Genomic DNA, 23,260 nt, shown 5'->3' on the forward strand with positions numbered 1-23,260 from the left:
TCCCGGACTGAAGTTCCGAAGCTTCTCTGTCGATCAACCAGCTGCCGATTAACCACTGAGCACCGCCGTGATCTGGTCACCCAGGCCGTCGAGCCAGTAGGAGATCGAACCGAAGAATTCGCCGATCTGGGCGTTGATGACGGTGATGTCGCCCAGCCCCAGGGATGCCAGGAGTTCGTCGACGGTCTGAAGACCGAAGTCGCCGAGCAGCGCACTGACCGTGGCCGGCCCGAACAGCGAGTCGATCAGCTCGTTGAGGGTTTGGTCGCCCAGGCCCAGGTCGATCATCCAGTCGCTGATCGTCGAGGTGCCGAAGAACTGGTCGAACAGGTCGCTGAGCGACTGGCCGCCGATACCGAACTCGTCGAGCATCTCGTTGACGGTCTGCGGGCCCAGCGCCTGGCGGATGATGTCGTCGAGCTGCATGCTGCCCAGGCCGGCGTCGTCGAGCGCGTTGGCCACGGTCTGGTCGCCGAAGGTCTGGTCGAGCAGCTGGCTCAGGGTCTGGTCACCGATACCGGCTTCGCTCAGCATGTCGGCGATCGTCTGGTCGGCAGGCACCATCTGGTTGACCAGCTCGGCGAAGGTGGTGGTGCCCAACGGCCCCAGCAGGTTCGCGAGCGGCTCGTCGGGCAAACCGCCCAGCACCAGGTCCGCCAGGGTCAGGTCGGCCATGCCCGCGTCGGTGAGCATCTGACCCAGCGTCATCGCGAAGTTCGTCTGGATCATGTCGGCGATCGTCATCTCGCCGGTGTCGCCCAGCATCGAGATCAGCGGGTCGTTCAGCTGGTCACCCAGGACGCTGGCGACGGTGGTACTGGCCAAGGCGTTGGCCAGCAGGTCGTCACCACCCTTGTCCAGCGGGGTCATGCCGGTGGCAACCAGCATGTCGTTGATCGTGAGGTTGCCGACGATGGGGGCCAGGTTGCCCATGATCGTGCCCACCGACAGGTTGGTGATGCCCAACAGGTCGGTGACGTCCTGGACGGTGACCGCGCCGAACCCTGCGTAGCCCATGAGGTCGGCCACGGTGGCGTTCCCGGACGAGCCGAGGATGCTGATGATCAGCTGCGACATGTCGGCGTCGGCGAGGCCGGCCTGACTGAGCAGGTCCATCATCGTCTGGTTGCCCAGACCAAGGCCGCTGAGCAGGTTGTTGACGAACTCGTGGGTGGTCGTGTCACCCATGCCCATCGCGTCGAGCATGGTGGCCGGGGTCGAGCCGGAAAGGCCCAGCGCCTCGAGGGCGGTCTGCAGCAGGCCGTTGAGCGTCAGATCGTCGGCACCGAGCGTGCCGAGCAGCTCGTTGACGGTCGGGTCCCCGATGCCCAGCGCCTCGAGCACGTCCAAGCCGAGGTCCGCCAGCTTGAGGTCGGCCAGACCGATGTCACCGGCGAGATCGACAACGGTCGGGTTGTCGAAGCCCAGTGCCTTGGTGAAGTCGATCGCGATGTCGGCGATCTGCACGTCGCCGATGCCGATCTGGTCCATGATGTCGGCGATGGTGGGGTTGCCGATTCCCACCGCGTCGAAGACGGTGCTCAGCACGTTGGCGACCTGGAGGTCGCCGAGCCCGAGGGCGTCGATCACGTCGACCGGGGTCTGGTCACCCAGGCCGACGCTGTCGAGCAGCCCGGTCAGCATGTCCGACACGACCAGCGTGCCGATGCCGGTCTGGTCAAGCAGGCTGGCGATGGTCTGGTCGCCGATGCCGAGGTTGTCGGCCAGTTCCTCGCCGGTCAGGTCGATGATCAGGTTCTGGCCGGGAACCAGGATGCCGTTGAACGCCGGAATGCCGATGCCGATCACGTCGATCGTGCTGGTGCCGTTGAGCCACGCGTCGAGCAGGCGGGGGACGGCGGTGAAGATGGCCGCGAACGGGTCGAGCAGGTCATTGGGGTTGAAGATCTGGTTGAGGATGTCCTGCAGCGCGTCGTTGACCGTGACCAGCGGGCCGATGAGGCCCATGCCGATGGTCAGGAACGGCGAGAGCAGCACCTCGAGCGGGTCGGAACCGCTGATCGAGGGCATGATCGACGTCAGGAACTCGAATACCTCGGGCAACCGCGTCAGCGAGCTGGGGTCACTGAAGATCTGCTGGAGCAGGTTGACCCAGCCGTTGTCCGCGCCCATCGCCACCAGGTTGGTGGCGGTGTTGTTGAACAGGTCGACCCATGGCCCGAAGAAGTCTGCCGTGAGCTTCACCGGGAGTTGTTCAACCACTTGAAGAGCCTGCCGAGGCTCAGCTTGGGGCCGCAGCACCGCCGCGGGAACGGCCCCGTTTACCGCGATCAACGCGGCACCCGCGATGGCGACACCGGGGGTGACGTACGGGCGAAGCGCCAGCTGCATCATGCTCTCCTACGGACACTGACTACGGACGTTGCTTAAACTTACATGAGTTTTCCCGTTTGTCGAACGGGAATTTTAGTAAGGAAAAACGTCATGAAAACTCCGCAAACCCCACGTATGGCGATAGAAAACGGGGGGTTCGGGGGCCTATAAGTGCAGTTCACGTAGGTGTGGGCAGCAGCCAGGCTCGGTTTCGCGGGCTGACTTAACACCCTGTAATGGGTCTGGCCGATCGCTAAGGTAGGGCGCCGCCGGGACTCAAATGCGGCCGATGACGTTCCCTCACCTGGCCGGCGAGGCGGCAAGGCGGCCTTTGAGCTACTGGCCCGGTGTCGTCAGCGGGGCACATCGGCCATACATGCGGCGCCGCCCAACCTAGTCGTTCACCGCGGTGATGACGGAGCGGCCCGGCCCCTCAAGACTGCGCATTCGCCGTCCGCGCCCGGTTAATCCTGCTTGCCCAGGTGGTTTGCGACCAACCGCCCCAGGGTGGCGACCAGGGCCTTCTGGATCGCCGGGGTCTGGCTCTTGGGCAGCGGCGTCTGCCAGTGCGCCATCGCCGCCAGTTCCCCGGCGACGTACTGGTCACGACACGCGCTGCGCTGGATCTTGCCGCTGGTGGTGGTCGGAATCCGCATCGGCTTGAGCAGCATCACGGCCTGCGCCTGCACACCATGGTGGGTGCTGATCGCGGTCCGGATCGCGCCGATCAGCTCATTGAGGTCCACCCCTTCGGCGTGGTGGTGCTGCATCTCCTGGACCACCACCATGTATTCCGGGGCGTAACGCTCGGTGGGCAACAGGAACACCGCGCCGCGACTGGGCAGCAGCGCCGGGTGGCAGGCCTGCACGGTCAACTCGATGTCGTTCGGGTAGTGGCTGTAGCCGCCGATGGTCATCAGGTCCTTGCAGCGGCCGGTGACGAACAGTTCACCGTCCCGGAAAAACCCCAAGTCGCCGCTGCGCAGATACGGGCCCTTGCCGGTGTCGGCCAGCCGCGCCTGGAAGGCGTGCTCGGTCTCCTCCGGCCGCGCCCAGTAGCCCACGCCGACGCTCGGTCCCGCCACCCAGATCTCGCCCACCTCTTCAGGACCGCGGACCAGCCGCGTCTCAGGATCGACGATCAGGGTTTCCTGCGTCTCCGCCTTGGCGCCGCAGCCCACCAGCGGTACGGCCCCGGTCGCGTCGTCACCGACCTCGACGACCCGTTCCTCACCCAGCGCGGACCGGTCGAAGTGCCGCACCACCGGTAGCGCCGAGTCCGACATGCCCGTCACGCCCAGGGTTGCTTCGGCCAGTCCGTAGGCGGGAATGAAGGCCTCGGGCCGGAAGCCGGCCGGTGCGAACGCCTCGGTGAAGGACCGAAGTGTCTCCGCGCTGATGGGCCCGGCGCCGACGACCGCGATGGACAGGCTGGACAGGTCGAGGGCGGCGCGCTGCTGGGGGGTACTGCGTTTGACGCAGGCTTCGTAGGCGAAGTTGGGCCCGGCGGTGATCGTCGCCTGGTAGCGCGATATGGCCTGCATCCAGCGGATCGGGCGCATCAGGAAGGCGCTCGGCGACATCAGCACGGTGGTGCGGCCACCATAGATGGTGCCCAGGATGCCGCCGACGAATCCCATGTCGTGGTACTGCGGGAGCCAGGACACCCCGCTGATCGGGCTGTTCATCACGGGCGCATCGTCGGCGGGGTTGAGGGCCCAGCGCATGATTTCGAGGTTGCTCAGGTAGTTGCGGTGGGTCAGCACGCAACCCTTGGGCACTCCGGTGGACCCCGACGTGTACTGGATCATGGCGAGACTGTCCGAAGCGACGTCATGGCGCTCCCAGGCCGAGCCGTCGTCGGTGACTTCATCCATGGCCAGCCAGCTCAGTTTCGGGCCGGCGCTGAGACCGTCCACGGCCGACTTCATCTTGTCCTGAGTCTTGGCCGTTGCCAGCGCGAAGCGCGCATCCGCTTCGGGGACGACGGTCTCGATCCGCCGGATCGGCCAATGCTCGTCAACCGGAACCGCGACGGCACCGGCGTAAAAGCAGCCGAACAGCCCGACGATGCTGTCCACACCGGGCCGACAGAGTACGAGCACGCGCTCACCGGTGGCGCCTTGGCGCTGCAGGGTGGCCGCTACCGAGCGCGCACGGCTGTCCAGTTCGCGGTAGGTGATCCGGTTCTCTTCGGTGTCGCCTTCCGGGCAGAAGATGAACGCCGGGGTGTCCCCAAAACGGGCAGCCTGCTGCTGCAACAAGTCGATCAGGGTGTCCAGGGCCAGCGGGGCCAGGGAGCTCGTCGGTTCTGCCATCGTCGCGTCTACCTTCGAAAGTGCTGGGGTAACGGCCCACAGCGTAGCGGGATCGCAAGCGCGGCGGAGCCGGGCGCAGCGGATCCCGCCACAAACCCAGCGGGATCGCAAGCGCGGCGGAGCCGGGCGCAGCGGATCCCGCCGTCAGCCCAGCGACGCCAGCGCCCGGACCAGTTGGTCCACCTCGGCCGTCGTCGAGTAGGGACTCAGCCCGATGGTGACCGCGCCGCCGATGTCGTTGACCCCGATCGCATCGAGCACGCGGGACCCGGCGTCGGCGATGGCCAGCACTCCGTTGTCGGCCAGACGCTGCACCACCCGCTCGGCCGGCACCTTCTGGACGGCGAAGCTGACCACCGGGATGCGCGTCTCCGGCTGGCCGATCAGCATCACCAGCGGCAGCGACCGCAGCGAGCTCAGCAGATAGTCGAACAACCGGTTCAGGTACTGCCCGGCCGAGCGCATCGAGATCGCCAGCCGCTCGGGCCGGCTCCCCCGGGCCGACTCGTCGAGCGAAGCCAGGTACTCGACACTGGCGACCAGCCCGGCCAGCAGGCCGAACTGGTGCAGGCCCACCTCCAGCCGTGCCGGGCCCACCGCGTGCGGGTTCAGCGACACCGAGCCGAAGGTGTCGATCAGTGCGGGGTCCCGGAAGACCAGGGCGCCCACCGGCGGCCCGCCCCATGAGGCTGCGTTGAGCGCCACCACATCTGCTTCGACATCATTGATGTCCAGCAGTTGGTACGGCGCGGCGGCCGAGTGGTCGACGACGGCCACGCCACCGACGTCGTGGATCAACTTGGTGACGGGCCGCAGATCGGTGACGGTGCCGAGCACACCCGAAGCCGAGGCGAGGGCCACCAGGCGGGTGGCTGGGGTGATCAGGTTCTCCCACTGCCAGCTCGGCAGCTCGCCGGTCTCGATGTCCACCTCGGCCCATTTGAGCTTGGCGCCGTAGCGGTTGGCCGCCCGCATCCACGGGGCGATGTTGGCCTCGTCGTCGAGGCGGGTGACCACGGTCTCGTACCCCAGGCTCACGCGCGACGACGAGGCGTCGGCCAGGGCACTCAACAACACCGCCCGGTCGGGACCGAGCACCACCGCGGACGGATCGGCACCCACCAGGTCGGCCACCGCCTGGCGCGCCGCGACCAGCACCGCGGCACTGCGGCGCGCCGCCGGGTGCGGGCCCGCGGCCTTCGCCAGCGATCCGCGGAACGCCGTGGACACCGTGGTCGCGACTGAGTCCGGGATCAGCATTCCCGCCGGCGAATCGAAATGGACCCATCCGTCACCGAGTGTCGGGTGCAGTCCACGCACTCGAGCGACGTCATAGGCCATCTCAGCCACCCTCAAACTTCTCGCGATCGGCGATCGGCGGAACTCTCGCATAACGAGATAGCTCGCCCGCATTGCGCAGCTATGCCACCTTGGCAGACATACTAGTGCAGTGGTTCTGGCGTGCGGAATGGTCACAGCGCTTTTGCTGCTGGTGCTGCCCGGCACCCTGGTCGCGATCAGCGCGCGGCTGTCCTGGCCATTAGCCATCGCCGTCGGACCGGTACTGACCTACGGCGTGGTGGGCCTGGCCATCGTCCCTTTCGGCGCGCTCGGAATCCCTTGGAACGCAGGCACAGCAGCGGTAGCACTGGTGGTGATCGGCGCCCTGACGGGCGCCCTGGCGAAGGCCACGAGAATGTTGCTGCAACGCCGCCCCGGCATTCATGTGGCGGCGCCCTCGCCGGCCGGGTGGCCGGTCCTGACGGTGGCCGCCGGGACGCTGCTCGGGGTATTGCTGATCGGCTGGGCCGCGGTGCGGGGACTGCCCTACTGGCAGAGCATTCCCAGTACCTGGGACGCGGTGTGGCACGCCAACACCGTTCGCTTCATTCTCGACACCGGCCAGGCCTCGCCCACCCACATGGGCGAGCTGCGCAACGTCGAAACGCACGCCGCGCTGTACTACCCGTCGGCGTTTCACGCGCTGACCGCGGTGCTGTGCCAGCTGTCCGGTGCCGCGCCCACCACCGGCTACACCCTGGCAGGCCTGGCCGCCTCGGTATGGCTGTTCCCGGTGAGCGCCGCACTGCTCACCTGGAATCTGGTGCAGCGGGTGATGAGCACCGCGGTGACCGCGGTTTCAGCGGCCGCCGCCGCTGCGCTGTCGGCGTCGTTCACCGCGCTGCCCTATGTGGAGTTCGGCACCGCGGCGATGCCCAACCTGGTGGCCTACGGTCTGGTGGCGCCGGCCTTCGCGCTGATCACCTCGGTGCGCACCATGCGAGACCGCATCCCGGTGGCGGCGCTGGCGTTGGTGGGGGTGTTCTCGGTGCACCCGACCGGTGCGGTGGTGACGGGCCTGCTGCTGGCTGCCTGGTGGCTGAGCCCCGACGGGGCGCTGTGGAATCCGCTGCGCGGAAAGCGGCGAGACACCCTGGCGCTGGCCGGGGCGCTGATCCCGGCCGGCCTGCTGCTGGTGCCGCAGCTGTTGAGCGTGCGCAAGCAGGCCGAGATCATCGCCGGCCACGCGTTCGTGACCCATGAGGGCCGCAAGGCCGGGCTGCGGGACGCCCTGCTGATGCACACCCGCCACCTCAACGACTTTCCGATCCAATACGCGCTGGTGGCACTGGCCGCCACCGGAGCGGTGGTGCTCCTAGCCCGCCGGGTGTGGTGGCCGTTGGGTCTGTGGGCGGTGCTGGTGGTGGCGGTGGTGCAGTCTTCGGCTCCGGTCGGCGGCCCCGCCGGCTCGCCGCTGGGCGCCTTCACCGGCCTGTTCTACAACGATCCGCGCCGGATCATGGCGGCCATGACGCTGCTGTTGGTGCCGATGGCCGGGATAGGCCTGGCGGCGCTGGCAGAGCTGGCCGGCAAGCCGCTGGGAGCGCGGGCGCGGCCGGCGGCGACCGGACTGTTGGTGGTCGCCGCCGCGGTCGGGCTGGCCTGGCATTACCTGCCACGGCACGCGTTTTTGTTCGGCGACAAGTACGACTCGGTCATGGTCGACACCCGCGACCTGCAGGCATACGCCTACCTGGCCACTCTGCCGGGCGCGCGCGAGACGGTGATCGGCAACGCCAACGTCGACGGCAGTGCCTGGATGTACGCGGTCGCCGGCCTGCACCCGCTGTGGACGCACTACGACTTTCCGCAGCAGCAGGGCCCCGGCCCGCAGCGGTACATCTTCTGGGCCTACGCCGACGACGCCGACAACGATCCGCGGGTGGCGGCGGCCGTGCAGGACCTCAATATCCGTTACGTGCTGATCAGCAGCCCGACGGTGCGCGGGTTCTCACTTCCCGACGGACTAGTGTCACTGGGGAAATCACGGTCGTGGGCCAAGATCTACGACAACGGCGAGGCCAGCATCTATCAATGGCAGGGAGGCGGGCGCGGTGAGCACCGGCAGGAATGACGCGGACGACTCAGACGGCGTCGAGATCATCAGCGGTGCCGACCCGCGACTGCTGGCGGCCGGATCCGCCGGCGCCGGTGCCGCCGACGAGGACGAGCCGTCGCTGACCGACCTGATCGAACAACCCGCCAAGGTGATGCGGATCGGCACCATGATCAAGCAGTTGCTCGAAGAGGTGCGGGCCGCACCGCTCGACGACGCCAGCCGTGCCCGGCTGCGCGAGATCCATTCGGCGAGCATCCGCGAACTCGAGGACGGGCTGGCCCCGGAGCTGCGCGAGGAGCTGGACCGGCTGACACTGCCGCTGCGCGAGGACGCCACCCCCTCAGACGCCGAGCTGCGCATCGCCCAGGCCCAGCTGGTCGGCTGGCTCGAGGGTCTGTTCCACGGGATCCAGACCGCGCTGTTCGCTCAGCAGATGGCTGCCCGGGCACAGCTGGAGCAGATGCGCCACGGCGCGCTGCCGCCCGGCGCCACGGGCGGGGGGCACACCCAGGGCCACACCGGCTCCGGCCAGTACCTGTAAGCCGGCAGGCGATATCACCTTGTCTGCCAACGATCCCCGTATCGAAACCCGCGACGCCTGGGTGGAGTTTCCGATCTTCGACGCCAAGTCGCGCTCGTTGAAGAAGGCGTTCCTCGGCAAGGCCGGCGGGGCGATCGGACGCAACAGCTCCAACGTGGTGGTGGTCGAGGCGCTGCGCGACATCACCATGTCCCTGTCGCTGGGCGACCGGGTGGGCCTGGTGGGCCACAACGGCGCCGGCAAATCGACACTGCTGCGACTGCTTTCGGGAATCTATGAGCCCACGCGCGGGTCGGCCAAGGTGGTGGGCCGGGTGGCACCGGTGTTCGACCTGGGCGTGGGGATGGACCCGGAGATCTCCGGCTACGAGAACATCATCATCCGGGGGCTGTTCCTGGGCCAGACCCGAAAGCAGATGGCGGCCAAGGTCGATGAGATCGCGGAGTTCACCGAGCTGGGCGACTATCTGGCGATGCCGCTGCGCACCTACTCCACCGGGATGCGGGTTCGTTTGGCGATGGGCGTCGTCACCAGCATCGACCCGGAGATTCTGCTGCTCGACGAGGGTATCGGGGCGGTGGACGCGGAGTTTCTGAAGAAGGCCCAGACCCGGCTGCAGAAGCTGGTCGAACGGTCCGGAATCCTGGTGTTCGCCAGTCACTCCAACGAATTCCTGGCCCGGTTGTGCAAGACCGCGATGTGGATCGACCACGGCACTGTGCGGATGACCGGCGGAATCGAGGAAGTGGTCGGCGCCTACGAAGGCCCCGAGGCGGCCCGGCACGTGCGCGAGGTGCTGGCCGAGACCCGGGCCGGTGAGCAGGCGTGACCCAGACCGTCTACGCCGTCGTCGTCACGCATCGGCGGCCGCTGCAGCTGGCCGAGTCCCTCAAGGCGCTGGCAACCCAGACCCGGGCGCCCGACCATGTGATCGTCGTCGACAATGACTTCGCCTCCGGCGACGCCACGGTGGCCGATCTGGTGGCCGCGCAACCGGTGCCCTGCACCTACCTCGGGTCGCGCCGAAACCTCGGGGGCGCAGGCGGTTTCGCGCTCGGTATGCTGCACGCCCTGGCGGCCGGCGCGGACTGGCTCTGGCTGGCCGACGACGACGGACGCCCCGCGGACGCCGGGGTGCTGGCGGCGCTGCTGCACTGCGCGACCCGCCATCAGCTGGCCGAGGTCTCGCCGATGGTGTGCAACATCGAAGACCCGTCCCGATTGGCGTTCCCGCTGCGACGCGGGCTGGTGTGGCGGCGCAAGGTGGAGGAACTGCGCAGTGGTGCACCGGATCAGGATCTGCTGCCCGGAATCGCCTCGCTGTTCAACGGGGCACTGTTTCGCGCCGACGCGCTGGACGTGATCGGCGTACCGGACCTGCGACTGTTCATGCGCGGCGACGAGGTGGAGATGCACCGGCGCCTGGCGCGGTCCGGACTGGCGTTCGGGACGTGCCTGTCCGCGGCATACCTGCACCCGTGCGGGTCCGAGGAGTTCAAGCCGATTCTGGCCGGCCGCATGCACGCCCAGTATCCCGACAGCGCCGCCAAGCGGTTCTACACGTATCGCAACCGCGGCTACCTGATGGCGCAGCCCGGGATGCGCCGGCTGCTGATCCAGGAGTGGCTGCGGTTCGGCTGGTACTTCCTGGTGACGCGCCGCGACCCGGCCGGCCTGTTCGAGTGGGCCCGGCTGCGCCGACAGGGACGACGGGAAAAGTTCACCAAACCAGAAGGGCAGCAATGAGCTTCGACGACATTGCCGCGCAGTCCAACACCTTCGCACGCGCGCGGGCTGACCTGGTGGACGGGTTCCGCCGGCACGAGTTGTGGCTGCACCTGGGCTGGCAGGACATCAAGCAGCGTTACCGCCGCAGTGTGCTCGGCCCGTTCTGGATCACCATCGGCACCGCCACCACCGCGGTGGCGATGGGCGGGCTGTACTCCAAGCTGTTCCACCTGGACCTGGCGGTACACCTGCCCTATGTGACGCTGGGGCTGATCGTGTGGAACCTGCTCAACGCCGCCATCTTGGAGGGCGCCGATGTGTTCGTGGCCAACGAAGGCCTGATCAAACAACTCCCCACGCCGTTGAGCGTGCACGTCTACCGGCTGGTGTGGCGCCAGATGATCCTGTTCGCGCACAACATCGTCATCTACCTGCCCATTGCGCTGATCTTCCCGAAACCCTGGTCGTGGGCTGATCTTTCGGTGATCCCCGCATTGCTCCTGATCGCGCTGAACTGCGTCTGGGTATCGCTGTGCTTCGGGATTTTGGCCACCCGCTACCGCGATATCGCGCCCCTGCTGTTCTCGGTGGTGCAGTTGCTGTTCTTGATGACCCCGATCATCTGGAACTACGACACCCTGCGCGCGCAGGGGGCGTCACGCTGGACGGCGGTGGTGGAGTTCAACCCGCTGATGCACTACCTGGACATCGTGCGCGCACCACTACTGGGAGCGCACCAGGAACTGCGGCACTGGGCGGTGGTGGTGGCCCTGACCGTGCTCGGCTGGGGTGTGGCAGCACTGGTGCTGCGCAAGTACCGGTCGAGAGTCGCCTACTGGGTGTAGCCCGGCGCCGTTCTGCAGGACCACACCCGAGAACGCGCATGGCTCTTTCGTGATGGGTCGGCCCGGGCGGGGGCCTCAGCCGATCAGGTCGGCGAGACCGAAATCGGCGAGTACGGCCTCGAAGCCGTCCACGACGGCCCCGGAATCGACACCCTCGGCGGGAAACACCGCGTCGAGATCCGTCGGCGGGACGAGATCCTGCGCACCGGCGCCGAGGAACACATCGGCCCAGCCCGCCAGGTCGAGCGCTGCACTGGAACCGGGGTCGAGCAATTCGCCGGTGAACCAGTTACGCGTCGCGTACCAGTCCATGATGCTGTCGAAGGCGTCCTGCACCGCCCCGAATATTGCGCCCAACTCGACGAACAGGTCCTGGACGCCCTCGAATCCTTCGGTGAGCAGCAGTAACGGGGCGCCGATTGCCACGGTCACGGGAATGACGAAGAAAGCCTGGCCCAGGGTCTCGAACGCGGTGACGAACGGAAACAGCGGAGTATCGGGACTGTTCAGAAACGGAATGATGAAATTCAACCCGGTCAGGGAACCGATTAGGTCCATCAAGCTCGAATCGGCCGACAACGCCGTGAGGTCGACTGGGGCGAAGACCGTCGCGGGCGGGGCGGGAACTGCAGGAATCGTGTCGGGCATGGCCGCGACGCCGCTGGCCGCCAGCGCGACCATGCCTGCCGTCGCAACACTGAGAAAGACGCGAGGATACCCGCTCGACACTGTCCACATAGCGACAAATTGTATTGCAGTGCAAGCTGATATTCGAGCGCGGAAGCCAGCCTGATGCGAATTTGTTGCGGTGGCCGGCGAGACCTGCAGGAACGTTTCAGTTCAAACGATCACCTGGGTATTGCGGTGTCGACATTTTTTGGGCCTGGAGATTTCGCACTGCAAGGCCACGACCCGCCGCGCAGTGACTCCATCGTAAAAGAAACACCCCGCACAAATGTGCGGGGTGTTTCTTTTACATTGTCCGAACTACTACGGCTGACCACCCTGACCGTTGGCGCCGTTCTGGCCGTTGACACCGTTCGCACCCGGCGTACCAGTTCCGCCACCAGCAGCGCCGCCGCTAGCACCAGTGCCGCCAGTGCCTCCGACACCGCCCGGCGCTCCAATGCCGTCAGCTCCATTGCCGCCGTTGCCGCCGTTGCCGCCGGCACCGCCGTCGCCGTCGACACCGTCAGTTCCGCCGGTACCGGCAGTGCCGCCGGCACCACCGGCGCCACCTCCGGCACCGTTACCGCCGTTGCCGCCGTCTCCGCCGGGCTCGCCTTCCTCCGCCGGCGCTCCGGCCGCGCCGTTGCCGCCGTTGCCGCCGTTGCCGCCGAGACCGCCGGCGCCACCGTCGCCACCGAGACCGGTCGCACCGCCGCCCTCGCCACCGGCGCCACCGTTGCCACCGTTGCCACCGGCAACGCCAGCCCCACCTGCGGCACCGCCTTCCTCACCGTCGTTGCCGTTCGTCCCGGCACCGCCAGCGCCACCAGCACCGCCAGCGCCACCGTTGCCGTCAGCACCGACGTTGCCGGCGTTACCGTCAGCGGCGCCGGCACCGGCCGCACCGCCGACACCACCCTGGCCACCGGCCGCACCGTTGCCACCGTTACCGCCCGGGTTCTCAACCCCGGCCGCGCCAGCACCGCCGGCACCACCGGCACCACCGACGCCACCGGCGCCGCCGTTGCCGCCGTTGCCGGCCTGGCCGCCGCCCTGACCACCGGCGCCACCGTTGCCCGCGTCGCCACCGGCAACACCGTCGTTACCGTCAGCGCCATCTTGCGTGCCGGGCGTGCCGGCCGTGCCGGCCCAGCCGTCTCCACCGGCGCCGCCGTCGCCACCATTGCCGTCGATACCTGCGGCTCCGGCGCTGCCGGTTGCACCACCAGCCGCACCACCGGCCGCACCAGCACCACCGTTGCCGCCGAGGCCTCCGTTACCGCCAACTGCACCGAACAAACCGGCAGCGCCGATGCCTCCAGCTCCACCGTCGCCACCGGCACCACCGGCGCCGCCGTTACCGTCGACACCCGCCACTCCGGGAACAGAGCCGACACCGGCCGCGCCACCGACGCCGCCCGCACCGCCGACTGCGCCGTTGCCGCCGTAACCGCCGTTACCGCCGTTACCGTCGCCCTCGTCGGCGAAGGTACCGGCCAGGCCCGCCACTCCGGCGCCACCGGCACCACCGGCACCACCGACGCCGCCCGCACCGCCGTTGCCCGCGGCACCCACGGTGTGAACACCGAAGAAGCCACCCGCGCCGCCGTTACCGCCGACACCACCGTTACCGGCCGCGCCACCGACGCCGGCATCGCCGCCGTCGGGCTCGTTCTCGTCACCGGCAGCACCCGCACCGCCGGCGCCACCGGTACCCCCGACACCACCGGTGCCACCAGCACCGGAGTTACCGAACAGTCCGGCCACCCCGCCGTTGCCGCCCGCACCACCGTTACCGGCGGCGCCACCGGCCTGGCCGATACCACCGGCGGCACCCGTGCCACCGGTACCACCGGTACCACCGGCACCGCCGTTGCCGATCAGGAAGCCACCGTCACCACCGGTGCCACCGGCGAAACCGATCAGGCCGATGTCACCGATGCCGCCCTGACCACCGGCGCCACCGTGGCCCATCAAGTAGCCACCGGCGCCACCATCACCACCGAGACCGAAGAAGCTGCCGCCGTCGCCGCCGTTGCCGATCAGGCCGGCGGCGCCACCATTGAGGTTGAAGTCCGCGCTGCCGAAGGAATACGTGCCGTCCTCGATGCCGGCCAGGGTCACCACGTTGTCGTTGGCGTCGACCAGCACCAGGCCATCGGCGCCAAGCACCTCACCGTCGGCGTTGAGGAATGTACCGTCACCGCCGTCACCGAACAGGAAGCCACCGGCAGAGGCGGCGTTGTAGACCAAGTCGCCGTTGCCGTCGATGCTGACGAAGGCATCGTCGCCGTTGCCGAAGACCCCGTCGATCTGCAGGCCGAGGCCGGTGACCAGGAACTGGCCGATGCCGTAAATCGGCTGGTAGATGACTGCGTTGAGGGTGTTGGCCACCAACTCGTTGAGGCTGTCGATCGGGCTGACGGCAGCCGAGCCCGGCAGACCGGCGTCAAACAGCGAGTCGAAACTGCTCCAGTCAAACGGCGACGAGTCCGCCGACGTCGGCACAATCCAGCTGAACAGGTCGCCGAAGTCGAAGTCCTCCAGATCGGCGTTGGCCGGCGCCGCCGTGATGGGCGTCAGACCAAAAGCCAGGAACGCGCCCGCAGCACTGGTAGCACCTACAGCACGGCTGAGTCGACTGGCCTTTGCCTTAGCAGCAGACTTTGCCTTAGCAGCAGATCGATGCGACATGGTACCCCTTCGGATGTGAGGTTAGCTGGTGGCGGCTTACGGAGCGGTCAATTACTTAGCTTGCGTTAAGCTATCACGGGAGTCAATATCGGGGCAACCACATCGTGGCAACGATGCCTCGTGGCGCTCAACAAGCCGAACTACCTGCTATTGCTTGGGAGCATCTGACTTGCCTGTGGAAGATTGTCCACATATCTCGCAAGGGATACCGCGGCGGGTTTTCGCGCGCAGTGCGCGGAATGCTGTGAGTCTGCCTAGGTTGCTGGGGTATCTCTCGGGGACGCTTCGGAGGATTCACAGCCGCGCCTGACCACCGCAGATGCGCAGTGGTTGGCGGGTACCCCCACTCGCGCCGCGCGGTAGCCAGGTATAACGACGGCTGGCACTTGATCCGCTGTTTAAGCTTCCCGGGTGACCGAGACGACGCCCCGCTCCCTACAGCTTTCGACCCAGGTCTGGCGCTTTCTCATCACCGGCGCGCTGTCGGCAGTGGTCGACTTCGGGCTGTACCTGCTGCTCTACCTGGGGGCAGGGACACCGGTCGATGTGGCCAAGGCGGTCAGTTTCGTCGCCGGCACCACCACCGCGTATCTGATCAACCGGCGCTGGACGTTCCAGTCCGACGCCCATGCCGGCCGCTTCATCGCGGTGATGGCGCTCTACGCACTGACGTTCGGGGTGCAGGTGGGGATCAATCACCTGTGCCTGCACCTGCTGGACTATCAGCGGTGGGCACTGCCAGTGGCTTTCGTGGCCGCGCAGGGGACCGCCACCGTCATCAATTTCGTGGTGCAGCGAGCGGTGATCTTCCGGGCCCGCTGACCCGGTCCCGGCACGTCTTTCGGCTACGCCCAGAACGCCCGCCACCGGGACCTGACAGATCAGGCCGCGGTGGCGGGCGCCAAGCGGTTGTTACGGGTTGTTCGCGCCGTTGGTGCCCGTGCGGACGTCGCCGTCGACGTCCTGCCCGGGGGCGGCGAACCGTTCCAGCGACTGCCCCGCACCGCCGGTGTTACCCGTGCCGGTGCCGGTGCCGCCGCTGCCGGCGGTCGCCTGCCCGTTGGTGTAGGACGAGGCCTCGGCGGGGGCCTTGACATTGTGGACGCCGATGTTGGCGTAGCCACCGGCACCGCCGACACCGCCGTCCACGCCGTTGCCGGCGTTGCCGCCCTGGACGGTGTTGCCGGTCGCCAGGGCACCGTCGCCCAGGCCGATGATCTGGGTCACCAGCGTGCTGCCGTTGCCGCCGACTCCCCCGTCGATGCCGTTGCCGCCGTTGCCGCCGACGACGCTGCCGCTCGCCACCGCACCCAGGCCACTGGCCTGGATGGCGGCCCGGTTCCCGTTGCCGCCCACGGAGTTCGCGCCGACGGCGTCCCCACCATGGCCACCCTGCACCGTCCCGTGCGCCAGTCCGCCACCGGTTGCGCCGGGACCAAACTCGTCGCGTCCGGCGGAGAAGTATCCGATGGCCCCGGTGCCACCAACGCTGTTGGCACCGTCGGCGTTCCCACCGCTGCCACCGGTCGCCGAACCCTCCACCGTGCCTTCGTTGAGACTCCACAGGTAACCCCGGCCAGCGTTGCCACCGGTGCCGCCGTCCGATCCGGCACCGCCGTCACCGCCGAAGCTGAAGCTGTTCTGCACGGTGCCTCCGCCGGTGGCCTCGACATCAGCGTTGCCGCCCTTGCCGCCGACGCCTCCGACGCCGTCGCCGCCCGCTCCTGCGGTCGCGACCGTTGTGGTGACGGTGCCGCCGGTCGAGGCGGTGATGGTGGCGGCGCCGCCGGCACCGCCGTCAGAGCCCGCACCGCCCTGGCCGCCGATTGCGTGGCTATCGGTGATGGTGGTGCCTGCACCAGAGGCGATCAGGCTCGCCACGCCACCAGATGCGGCGTCAGTGGCAGCGCCACCGGTGGCCGTGCTGTCGGTGATCACGGCGCCTGCGGACGCGTCGATGATGGCCGTACCACCGGCACCACCGTAGCCGCCGACGGAGAACAGCGAGAACCCACTGAAGCCGCTGCCGCCGTCGCCGTCGCCGTCGCCACCCTGAACATGACTGTCGATGACCGCGGCGTCGACGGCCTGGATCGACGCGTACCCGCCGGGGCCAGTGGCCGAGGCGTTGCCGCCGGTCGCCGAACTTGATTCGACCTGGCCATTGCTGGCAACCACCGACGCGCCACCGCCGGAACCACCGTTGCTGCCGTTACCGCCGGCGGCCTGGGTGTCGGTGACGGTGCCGCCCGAGTCGACCGCCACAGTCGCAAAGCCGCCGCTGCCGCCACTTCCGGCGTCGCCACCGGTGACCACCACGGAGGTGGCCGAGCTGCCGGTCCCGTCCACGCTGAGGCTGGCCGAACCGCCCTGCGAAGTGTCGCTGCCGTTGCCGCCGGTGACCGAACTGCCGGTGATCACACCGCCATCGACCGCCGACATGGCAGCATCACCACCCTTGCCGCCGACACCGGCGGTGCCACCGGTGATGCTGCTGTCGGTGATGGTGCTGGACGCGTCGACGGTCAGGGTGGCGCTGCCGCCCGCGAACTCCGCCGTGCCGCTGCCGGCCTGGACGATCACGTCCTGCGCCAGGCCGTCGACGATGATCTGGGCGACACCGCCGGCCTGACCGGTAGCGCCGGGTCCGGCGGCGGTGCCGTCCTCACCGTTGGCGCCGGCGCCGCCGGTCACGGTTACGCCGCTAGTGGATCCGCTGCCGCCGACGTGGGCGCCGCCGCCGCCACCGCCGCCGCCGCCGCCGTAGGCGATTCCGCCGTCGTACCAGCCGACACCGCCCACGCCACCGGTACCGCCGGTTGCGCCGACGCCTACCGAGGCGCCGTCACCGCCGGCGCCACCCGTGCCACCTACGGCACCGGCTCCGCCGGTACCACCGGTGCCCCCGGCGCCACCGGATTGGGGAACCGACCCGCCCATGCCGTCGCCGGCACCGCCGTCACCGCCTGCACCGCCATGGCTGGCGACGCCCGCGGTGCCGCTGCTGGCACCGGCACCCACGCCGGCCGCACCGCCGGCGCCGCCGTCGGCGCCGTTACCGCCATTGCCACCGTTGCCGGCTGTCGCGTTGGCGCCGCCGCCGAGGCCGTCGCCACCGTGTCCGGCGGTTCCGGCCGCGCCGCCGTTGCCGCCGTTGCCGGCCATCGCGTCGGGGTTGCCGACGTTGTGGAGCCCGCCCCAGCCACCGGCGCCACCGGCACCACCGGCTCCGGCGTTGCCGCCGTTGCCGCCGTTGGTGTCGGCGGTGATGGCGTCGAAGCCCGCACCACCGTTGCCGCCGACGCCTCCGTCACCACCGGCGCCGCCGACGCCACCGAATGCGCCGGTCCCGCCGTGGCCGCCGTCACCGCCGGCACCACCGGCACTGCCGTGACCGCCGTCGGCGCTGCCATCCACGCCGGCCGCGCCGTCGAAGCCCGCACCACCGTTGCCGCCCTGACCGCCGTTGCCGCCGGTGTTACCCAATCCGCCACTGGTGTCGAAGCCAGCCTGGCCACCGTTGCCACCCCGACCGCCGGCACCACCGGCCACGCCGGCCGTGGTGCTGGCCGCGCCGTCCTTGCCGTCGCCACCGTTGCCACCGACCCCGGCAGTGCCGTCGGCAGCCCGGCCGCCGCCGACGAGCAGACCACCCTGGCCGGCGTTACCACCATTGCCGCCATCGCCACCGGCGGTTCCGGCCGCCGCCCCGGCATCCGAAGCGGCGTCGTAGCCGTCGCCGCCGGCGCCGCCGTTGCCGCCCTTACCCGCGGTGCCGTTGGTGCCGTTGGCGGCCTGTACCCCGCCACCGGAGAGGCCACCGGCCCCACCGGCACCGGCGTTACCACCATTGCCGCCGTCGCCGCCGTTACCACCCTCGGGGTTGACTGCCGTACCCGCGGCGCCGACCGCGCCGTGCGCACCATCGGTACCCGAGCCGCCGTTGCCGCCGACCCCACCAGCACCATGCACACCGGTGACCGATCCGGTTCCGGCCACACCACCCTTGCCACCGGTACCGCCGGCACCACCGGACGTGCCGGCCGCTGCGCCGGCAGCCACCGCGTCATAGCCGGCGCCGCCCTTGCCGCCGGCGCCACCATCGCCACCGGTACCCGACGTGGCCCGGGTGACACCGTCGGCCTGCAGACCACCAAGACCACCGTTACCGCCGTTACCACCAGCGGTGCCGGCGGTGCCGTTGACGTTGACCGCGTCACCGGCCGTGCCCGCAACCCCGTCCTTACCGTCGCCGCCGTTGCCGCCGACCCCGGCCGCACCACCGGCAGCCCGGCCGCCGCCGACCAGCAGGCCACCCAGACCCGCGTCGCCACCGGCACCACCATTGCCACCAGCGGTTCCGGCCGCCGCCCCAGCATCAGAAGCGGCGTCGTAGCCGGCACCACCGGCACCACCGTTGCCGCCGACACCCGCGGTGCCGTTGGCACCGAAAGCGGCCTGCACCCCACCACCGGAGAGGCCGCCAGCACCACCGGCACCGGCGTTACCACCAGTGCCACCATTGCCACCGGCACCACCATCGGGGTTGCCGGCCGTGCCCGCCGTGCCGGCCACACCGACCGCCCCGGCCGTACCCGAGCCGCCCTTACCGCCGACACCGCCGGACCGTGGGTGCCCGCGGTCGATCCGGTTCCGGCCACACCACCATTGCCACCGACACCGCCGGCACCACCATGGGTGCCGGCCGCCGCACCCGCGGCTACCGCGTCATACCCGATACCACCGGCACCGCCGGCACCACCGTTGCCGCCCTTGCCCGCCGCAGCCCGGGTGACACCGTCGGCCTGCAGACCACCCTGGCCGCCGTTACCGCCGTTACCACCATTGGTGCCGTTACCACCGTTGATGGCCCCCGCGGTGCCCGCCGCACCCGCGGTGCCGGCCTTACCCGAACCACCGGCACCACCGACCCCGGCCGTGCCATCAGTGGCCCGGCCACCGCCGACCAGCTGTCCACCCAGACCCGCGTTACCACCGGCACCACCGTTACCACCGGAGGTTCCGGCCGCCGCCCCAGCATCCGAAGCCGCGTCGTAGCCGGCGCCGCCGACACCACCGTTGCCACCGACACCGGCCACACCGTTGGCACCGAAAGCGGCCTGCACCCCACCACCGGAGAGGCCACCCGCGCCACCGGCACCGGCGTTACCACCATTGCCACCATTGCCACCGGCACCACCGTCAGGGTTGCCGGCCGTGCCCGCGATGCCGGCCACACCGACCGCACCGGCCGTACCCGAGCCGCCCTTACCGCCGACACCACCGGCACCGTGCGTGCCCGCGGTCGAACCGGTCCCGGCCACACCACCATTGCCACCGACACCGCCGGCACCACCATGAGTGCCCGCCGCCGCACCAGCGGCTACCGCGTCATACCCGGCGCCACCGGCACCACCGGCACCACCGTTGCCGCCCTTGCCCGCCGCAGCCCGGGTGACACCGTCGGCCTGCAGACCACCCTGGCCGCCGTTACCGCCGTTACCACCATTGGTGCCGTTACCACCGTTGATGGCCCCCGCGGTGCCCGCCGCACCCGCGGTGCCGGCCTTACCCGAACCACCGGCACCACCGACCCCGGCCGTGCCATCAGTGGCCCGGCCACCGCCGACCAGCTGTCCACCCAGACCCGCGTTACCACCGGCACCACCGTTACCACCAGAAGTCCCGGCCGCCGCCCCAGCGTCGGCGGCCGCGTCATACCCGGCGCCGCCGACACCACCGTTGCCACCGACACCGGCCACACCGTTGGCACCGAAAGCGGCCTGCACCCCACCACCGGAGAAACCACCCGCGCCACCGGCACCGGCGTTACCACCATTGCCACCATTGCCACCGGCACCACCGTCAGGGTTGCCGGCCGTGCCCGCGATGCCGGCCACACCGACCGCACCCGCCGTACCCGAGCCGCCCTTACCGCCGACACCACCAGCACCGTGCACACCGGCGATCGAACCGGTCCCGGCCACACCACCATTGCCACCGACACCACCAGCACCACCATGAGTGCCCGCCGCCGCGCCCGCAGCCACCGCGTCATAGCCGGCGCCACCCTTGCCGCCGGCGCCGCCGTCGCCGCCCCGGCCGGCCGCAGCCTGGGTGACACCGTCGGCCTGCACCCCACCGGCGCCGCCGTTACCGCCGCGGCCACCGGCCTGACCGGCCGTGCCGTCGACATTGTTCGCATCGCCATCGGCCCCGGCTGCACCGTCCTTGCCGTCGCCACCGTCACCACCGACACCGGCGTTGCCCGCCGCCGCCCTCGACCCGTCGGCCTGCAGACCACCCAGACCGGCATTGCCACCGACACCACCATTGCCGCCGGCCGTGCCCGACAACGCACCCGGATCGGCCGCCGCGTCGTAACCATGACCACCGACGCCACCATCGCCGCCCTTACCGGCCCACCCCGACGCACCCGAGGCCGCATAGTTCCCACCACCGGAACTACCACCAGCACCACCGATACCCGCATTACCACCGGTGCCACCGTCACCGCCGGCACCACCGTGCATCGTCGAGGCCGTGCCAGCCACGCCGACCGCACCGGCCGCGCCGTGCGCACCCGAACCACCCTTACCGCCGACGCCACCCACACCGTGAGCGCCCGCCGTGGCGCCAGAACCACCGACACCACCATTGCCGCCGGCACCACCATTACCGCCCGAGGTGCCCGCCGCCGCGCCCTGCCCCAGCGCGTCAAACCCGGCGCCACCCCGAGCGCCGTCACCACCGTCACCACCATCACCGGTTACCGCACGGGTGGCGCCGTCGGCCTGCAGGCCACCCAGACCACCCGCACCGCCGGCACCACCATTGCCACCCCGACCACCATCGAGGGATGCCGCGGTGCCATCGGCCCCCGCGAAGCCGGCACCACCATCGCCGCCACGGCCACCACTACCGGCCACACCCGCCACACCGCTGGCGGCCTGACCCGAAGCGCCCGAACCACCCACACCACCGAGACCCGCGTTACCCCCCGCACCACCGGCCTGACCGGCGAACCCATCCACATGCGAGGAATCGCCATCGGCCCCGTCGGCACCATCAGCACCATCGCCACCCGAACCACCATTGCCACCCACAGCGCCGTCGCCCTGTTCACCGACCGCACCCGCAGCACCCGCCCCGGCGAACCAGCCACCAGCACCGCCGGCACCCGCAGCACCCGCAGCACCACCATTGCCACCCGCACCACCATTGCCACCACTGATCGCATCGACCAGCTCAGCCGTGCCATCGGCACCATCGGCGCCATCACCACCGGCGCCACCGGCAGCACCGGACCCACCGGAGCCACCCCGGCCACCCGAGCCGAACAGCAACGACCCCCGGCCGCCGGCACCACCATTACCGCCGGCACCACCGTTTTGGCCCGCACCACCGTCAGCACCCGCAAACGCCGCCGCCACACCGGCGGCACCGGCGACGCCATCACCACCATTACCGCCGGCACCGGCCGTGCTGAACAACCCCCACAACGCCGCATCACCACCGACACCGCCGGCACCACCACCGCCACCAGCGGTTACCGCGTCCCCGCCATCACCACCATCGCCACCGCGGCTGAACCACGCAAACAGGCCGGCGGCACCACCATCGCCACCATCGCCCTCACCCCAACCATCACCGCCGGCACCACCATTACCGCCGAACAAACCACCCTGACCACCCGCACCACCATCATCGCTGGCACCCAAGCCATCAGCATCCCAACCCGCACCACCATTACCGAAGATCCAACCCCCAGCACCACCATCGGGGTTGGCCGCCGTGCCGTCGGCACCATCACCAAACGGCATCCACCAATTGACCTCACCCCAATTGAACGACGCCGCCGACGAGCCCGGCAGATCCAACGCCTCCGCCCCCACACCAGCCAGGCTCAGATCAGCCAGCACCACATCCCAGACCCCATCCCAGGTGCCGGCATCCCCCCACGCCTCAAAAACCCCATCCCAACTGGCCGAATCAAACACCACCCCCCACGCAGCCTGATCCCCCCAGTTGGCCCCCAAATCCGCAACCGCCGCACCCAGCTGCTCACCGAGCAACTCCACCAACACATCGTCAAAGTCCGCCCCCGCCGCCGGCGCCACCGTCACTGGCGCCACCCCAAACGCCAAGAACGCCCCCACCGCCGATCCCGCACCCAGCACCCGATTCCCGCGACGACGGACACCACTGCGACCGACACCTACCACGACGAGACCCCTTAAGTTTGCTTAAGCATTGGCATAGCCTTCTTTGACTAGGGAGGGTAGCCACACTCGGCGGCCAGTCAACCTTTTTTGCAAAAATGCTCGATAATTCCGTAAAAGTGGACTAATTTGCGTCGTGAGCTGCGGGTTTAGTTCTGACAGGGGTGGTAAGAAATTTGTTAATAGAACATCGATGATCTCAGCAAGAATGGCGAGTTTGCTGTGTCCACTAGGCCCGACGGCGCGGTTTCGCTATTCGTGAGTTTGCCCACTAGCGAATTCGCCGGCGCGTCGACGCACGCAGTCGCAGCCGGCTCCCGGCGCCCTGGTGGCGACATCTTTCGCGGCCGTCAGTTAATGGCAGCGCCGGCTATTGTTGCCGGTGGTCTACCCTCCGCGTGGATTGTGGCTAATGACTGGACGGCCATCTGCCCGTGGCGCCTTGCCGCCGGCGGGGGCGACTTTGGCGGCGCCCGCCTGCTGGTGGAGACGGCGTTGCTGGCCGACGG

Annotated in this window: 13 protein-coding genes; 7 read left to right on the plus strand and 6 right to left on the minus strand. The window is 69.3% G+C overall.

The window, feature by feature from the left end; translation table 11 throughout:
* Window positions 1–48 precede the first annotated feature (48 nt).
* From AWC02_RS01135 to AWC02_RS01145, 3 genes are all read right to left on the minus strand, one after another.
* Window positions 49–2,223 (minus strand): autotransporter outer membrane beta-barrel domain-containing protein, encoded by a 2,175-nt coding sequence (locus AWC02_RS01135; RefSeq protein WP_237160275.1) that lies wholly within the window; start codon window positions 2,221–2,223, stop codon window positions 49–51.
* A 575-nt stretch (window positions 2,224–2,798) separates the two neighbouring features.
* Entirely contained in the window at window positions 2,799–4,652 is a 1,854-nt protein-coding gene (locus tag AWC02_RS01140) for a fatty acyl-AMP ligase (protein ID WP_237160276.1), read from the minus strand.
* A gap of 144 nt (window positions 4,653–4,796) precedes the next feature.
* Entirely contained in the window at window positions 4,797–5,993 is a 1,197-nt protein-coding gene (locus AWC02_RS01145; RefSeq protein WP_085126443.1) for a cysteine desulfurase-like protein, read from the minus strand.
* Between the two features lie 127 nt (window positions 5,994–6,120).
* Here AWC02_RS01145 and AWC02_RS01150 point away from each other — a divergent pair, with 127 nt between their 5' ends.
* Genes AWC02_RS01150 through wzm form a run of 5 tightly spaced genes read left to right on the plus strand, consistent with a single transcriptional unit; the run spans window position 6,121 to window position 11,166 of the window.
* Window positions 6,121–8,067, plus strand: a complete 1,947-nt coding sequence (locus AWC02_RS01150) for a DUF6541 family protein (RefSeq protein WP_419179189.1) — start codon at window positions 6,121–6,123, stop codon at window positions 8,065–8,067.
* Window positions 8,048–8,593 (plus strand): bacterial proteasome activator family protein, encoded by a 546-nt coding sequence (locus AWC02_RS01155; protein WP_085126447.1) that lies wholly within the window; start codon window positions 8,048–8,050, stop codon window positions 8,591–8,593. The genes AWC02_RS01150 and AWC02_RS01155 overlap by 20 nt, the downstream gene beginning before the upstream one ends.
* Window positions 8,594–8,612: 19 nt before the next feature.
* On the plus strand, window positions 8,613–9,422 hold the full coding sequence (gene wzt, locus AWC02_RS01160) for a galactan export ABC transporter ATP-binding subunit Wzt/RfbE (protein WP_085126449.1): 810 nt from the start codon (window positions 8,613–8,615) through the stop codon (window positions 9,420–9,422).
* Window positions 9,419–10,339, plus strand: a complete 921-nt coding sequence (gene glfT1, locus AWC02_RS01165) for a galactofuranosyltransferase GlfT1 (protein WP_085126451.1) — start codon at window positions 9,419–9,421, stop codon at window positions 10,337–10,339. Before wzt ends, glfT1 begins: the two co-directional genes overlap by 4 nt.
* Entirely contained in the window at window positions 10,336–11,166 is an 831-nt protein-coding gene (gene wzm, locus AWC02_RS01170) for a galactan export ABC transporter permease subunit Wzm/RfbD (protein ID WP_085126453.1), read from the plus strand. The genes glfT1 and wzm overlap by 4 nt, the downstream gene beginning before the upstream one ends.
* A gap of 75 nt (window positions 11,167–11,241) precedes the next feature.
* Here wzm and AWC02_RS01175 read toward each other — a convergent pair whose 3' ends face one another.
* A complete protein-coding gene (locus tag AWC02_RS01175) occupies window positions 11,242–11,847 on the minus strand; it encodes a hypothetical protein (protein ID WP_085126455.1) in 606 nt (201 codons plus the stop codon).
* Between the two features lie 309 nt (window positions 11,848–12,156).
* Complete coding sequence (locus tag AWC02_RS21765; protein ID WP_165757817.1) at window positions 12,157–14,529, minus strand: PE family protein; 2,373 nt, start codon at window positions 14,527–14,529, stop codon at window positions 12,157–12,159.
* A 411-nt stretch (window positions 14,530–14,940) separates the two neighbouring features.
* Here AWC02_RS21765 and AWC02_RS01185 point away from each other — a divergent pair, with 411 nt between their 5' ends.
* Entirely contained in the window at window positions 14,941–15,351 is a 411-nt protein-coding gene (locus AWC02_RS01185; RefSeq protein WP_085126457.1) for a GtrA family protein, read from the plus strand.
* A 90-nt stretch (window positions 15,352–15,441) separates the two neighbouring features.
* Here AWC02_RS01185 and AWC02_RS22785 read toward each other — a convergent pair whose 3' ends face one another.
* Window positions 15,442–19,104 carry a beta strand repeat-containing protein gene (locus AWC02_RS22785; RefSeq protein ID WP_165757818.1) on the minus strand — a complete coding sequence of 1,221 codons (3,663 nt, stop codon included), beginning with the start codon at window positions 19,102–19,104 and terminating at the stop codon, window positions 15,442–15,444.
* A gap of 53 nt (window positions 19,105–19,157) precedes the next feature.
* Here AWC02_RS22785 and AWC02_RS22790 point away from each other — a divergent pair, with 53 nt between their 5' ends.
* The gene (locus AWC02_RS22790) at window positions 19,158–22,769 is read left to right on the plus strand and encodes a hypothetical protein (RefSeq protein ID WP_165757819.1); all 3,612 of its coding nucleotides are present in this window, start codon (window positions 19,158–19,160) and stop codon (window positions 22,767–22,769) included.
* Window positions 22,770–23,260: the final 491 nt, after the last annotated feature.

Origin of the sequence: Mycolicibacter engbaekii, assembly GCF_002101585.1 — a bacterium.
Taxonomy (GTDB): domain Bacteria; phylum Actinomycetota; class Actinomycetes; order Mycobacteriales; family Mycobacteriaceae; genus Mycobacterium; species Mycobacterium engbaekii.

What these genes read in the sequence shown, in the direction of transcription:
- AWC02_RS01140 (WP_237160276.1), bottom strand. Translation starts at nt 4,652, where the DNA reads ATGGCAGAACCGACGAGCTCCCTGGCCCCGCTGGCCCTGGACACCCTG.
- AWC02_RS01145 (WP_085126443.1), bottom strand. Translation starts at nt 5,993, where the DNA reads ATGGCCTATGACGTCGCTCGAGTGCGTGGACTGCACCCGACACTCGGT.
- AWC02_RS01150 (WP_419179189.1), top strand. Translation starts at nt 6,121, where the DNA reads ATGGTCACAGCGCTTTTGCTGCTGGTGCTGCCCGGCACCCTGGTCGCG.
- wzm (WP_085126453.1), top strand. Translation starts at nt 10,336, where the DNA reads ATGAGCTTCGACGACATTGCCGCGCAGTCCAACACCTTCGCACGCGCG.
- AWC02_RS01175 (WP_085126455.1), bottom strand. Translation starts at nt 11,847, where the DNA reads ATGGTCGCGCTGGCGGCCAGCGGCGTCGCGGCCATGCCCGACACGATT.
- AWC02_RS21765 (WP_165757817.1), bottom strand. Translation starts at nt 14,529, where the DNA reads ATGTCGCATCGATCTGCTGCTAAGGCAAAGTCTGCTGCTAAGGCAAAG.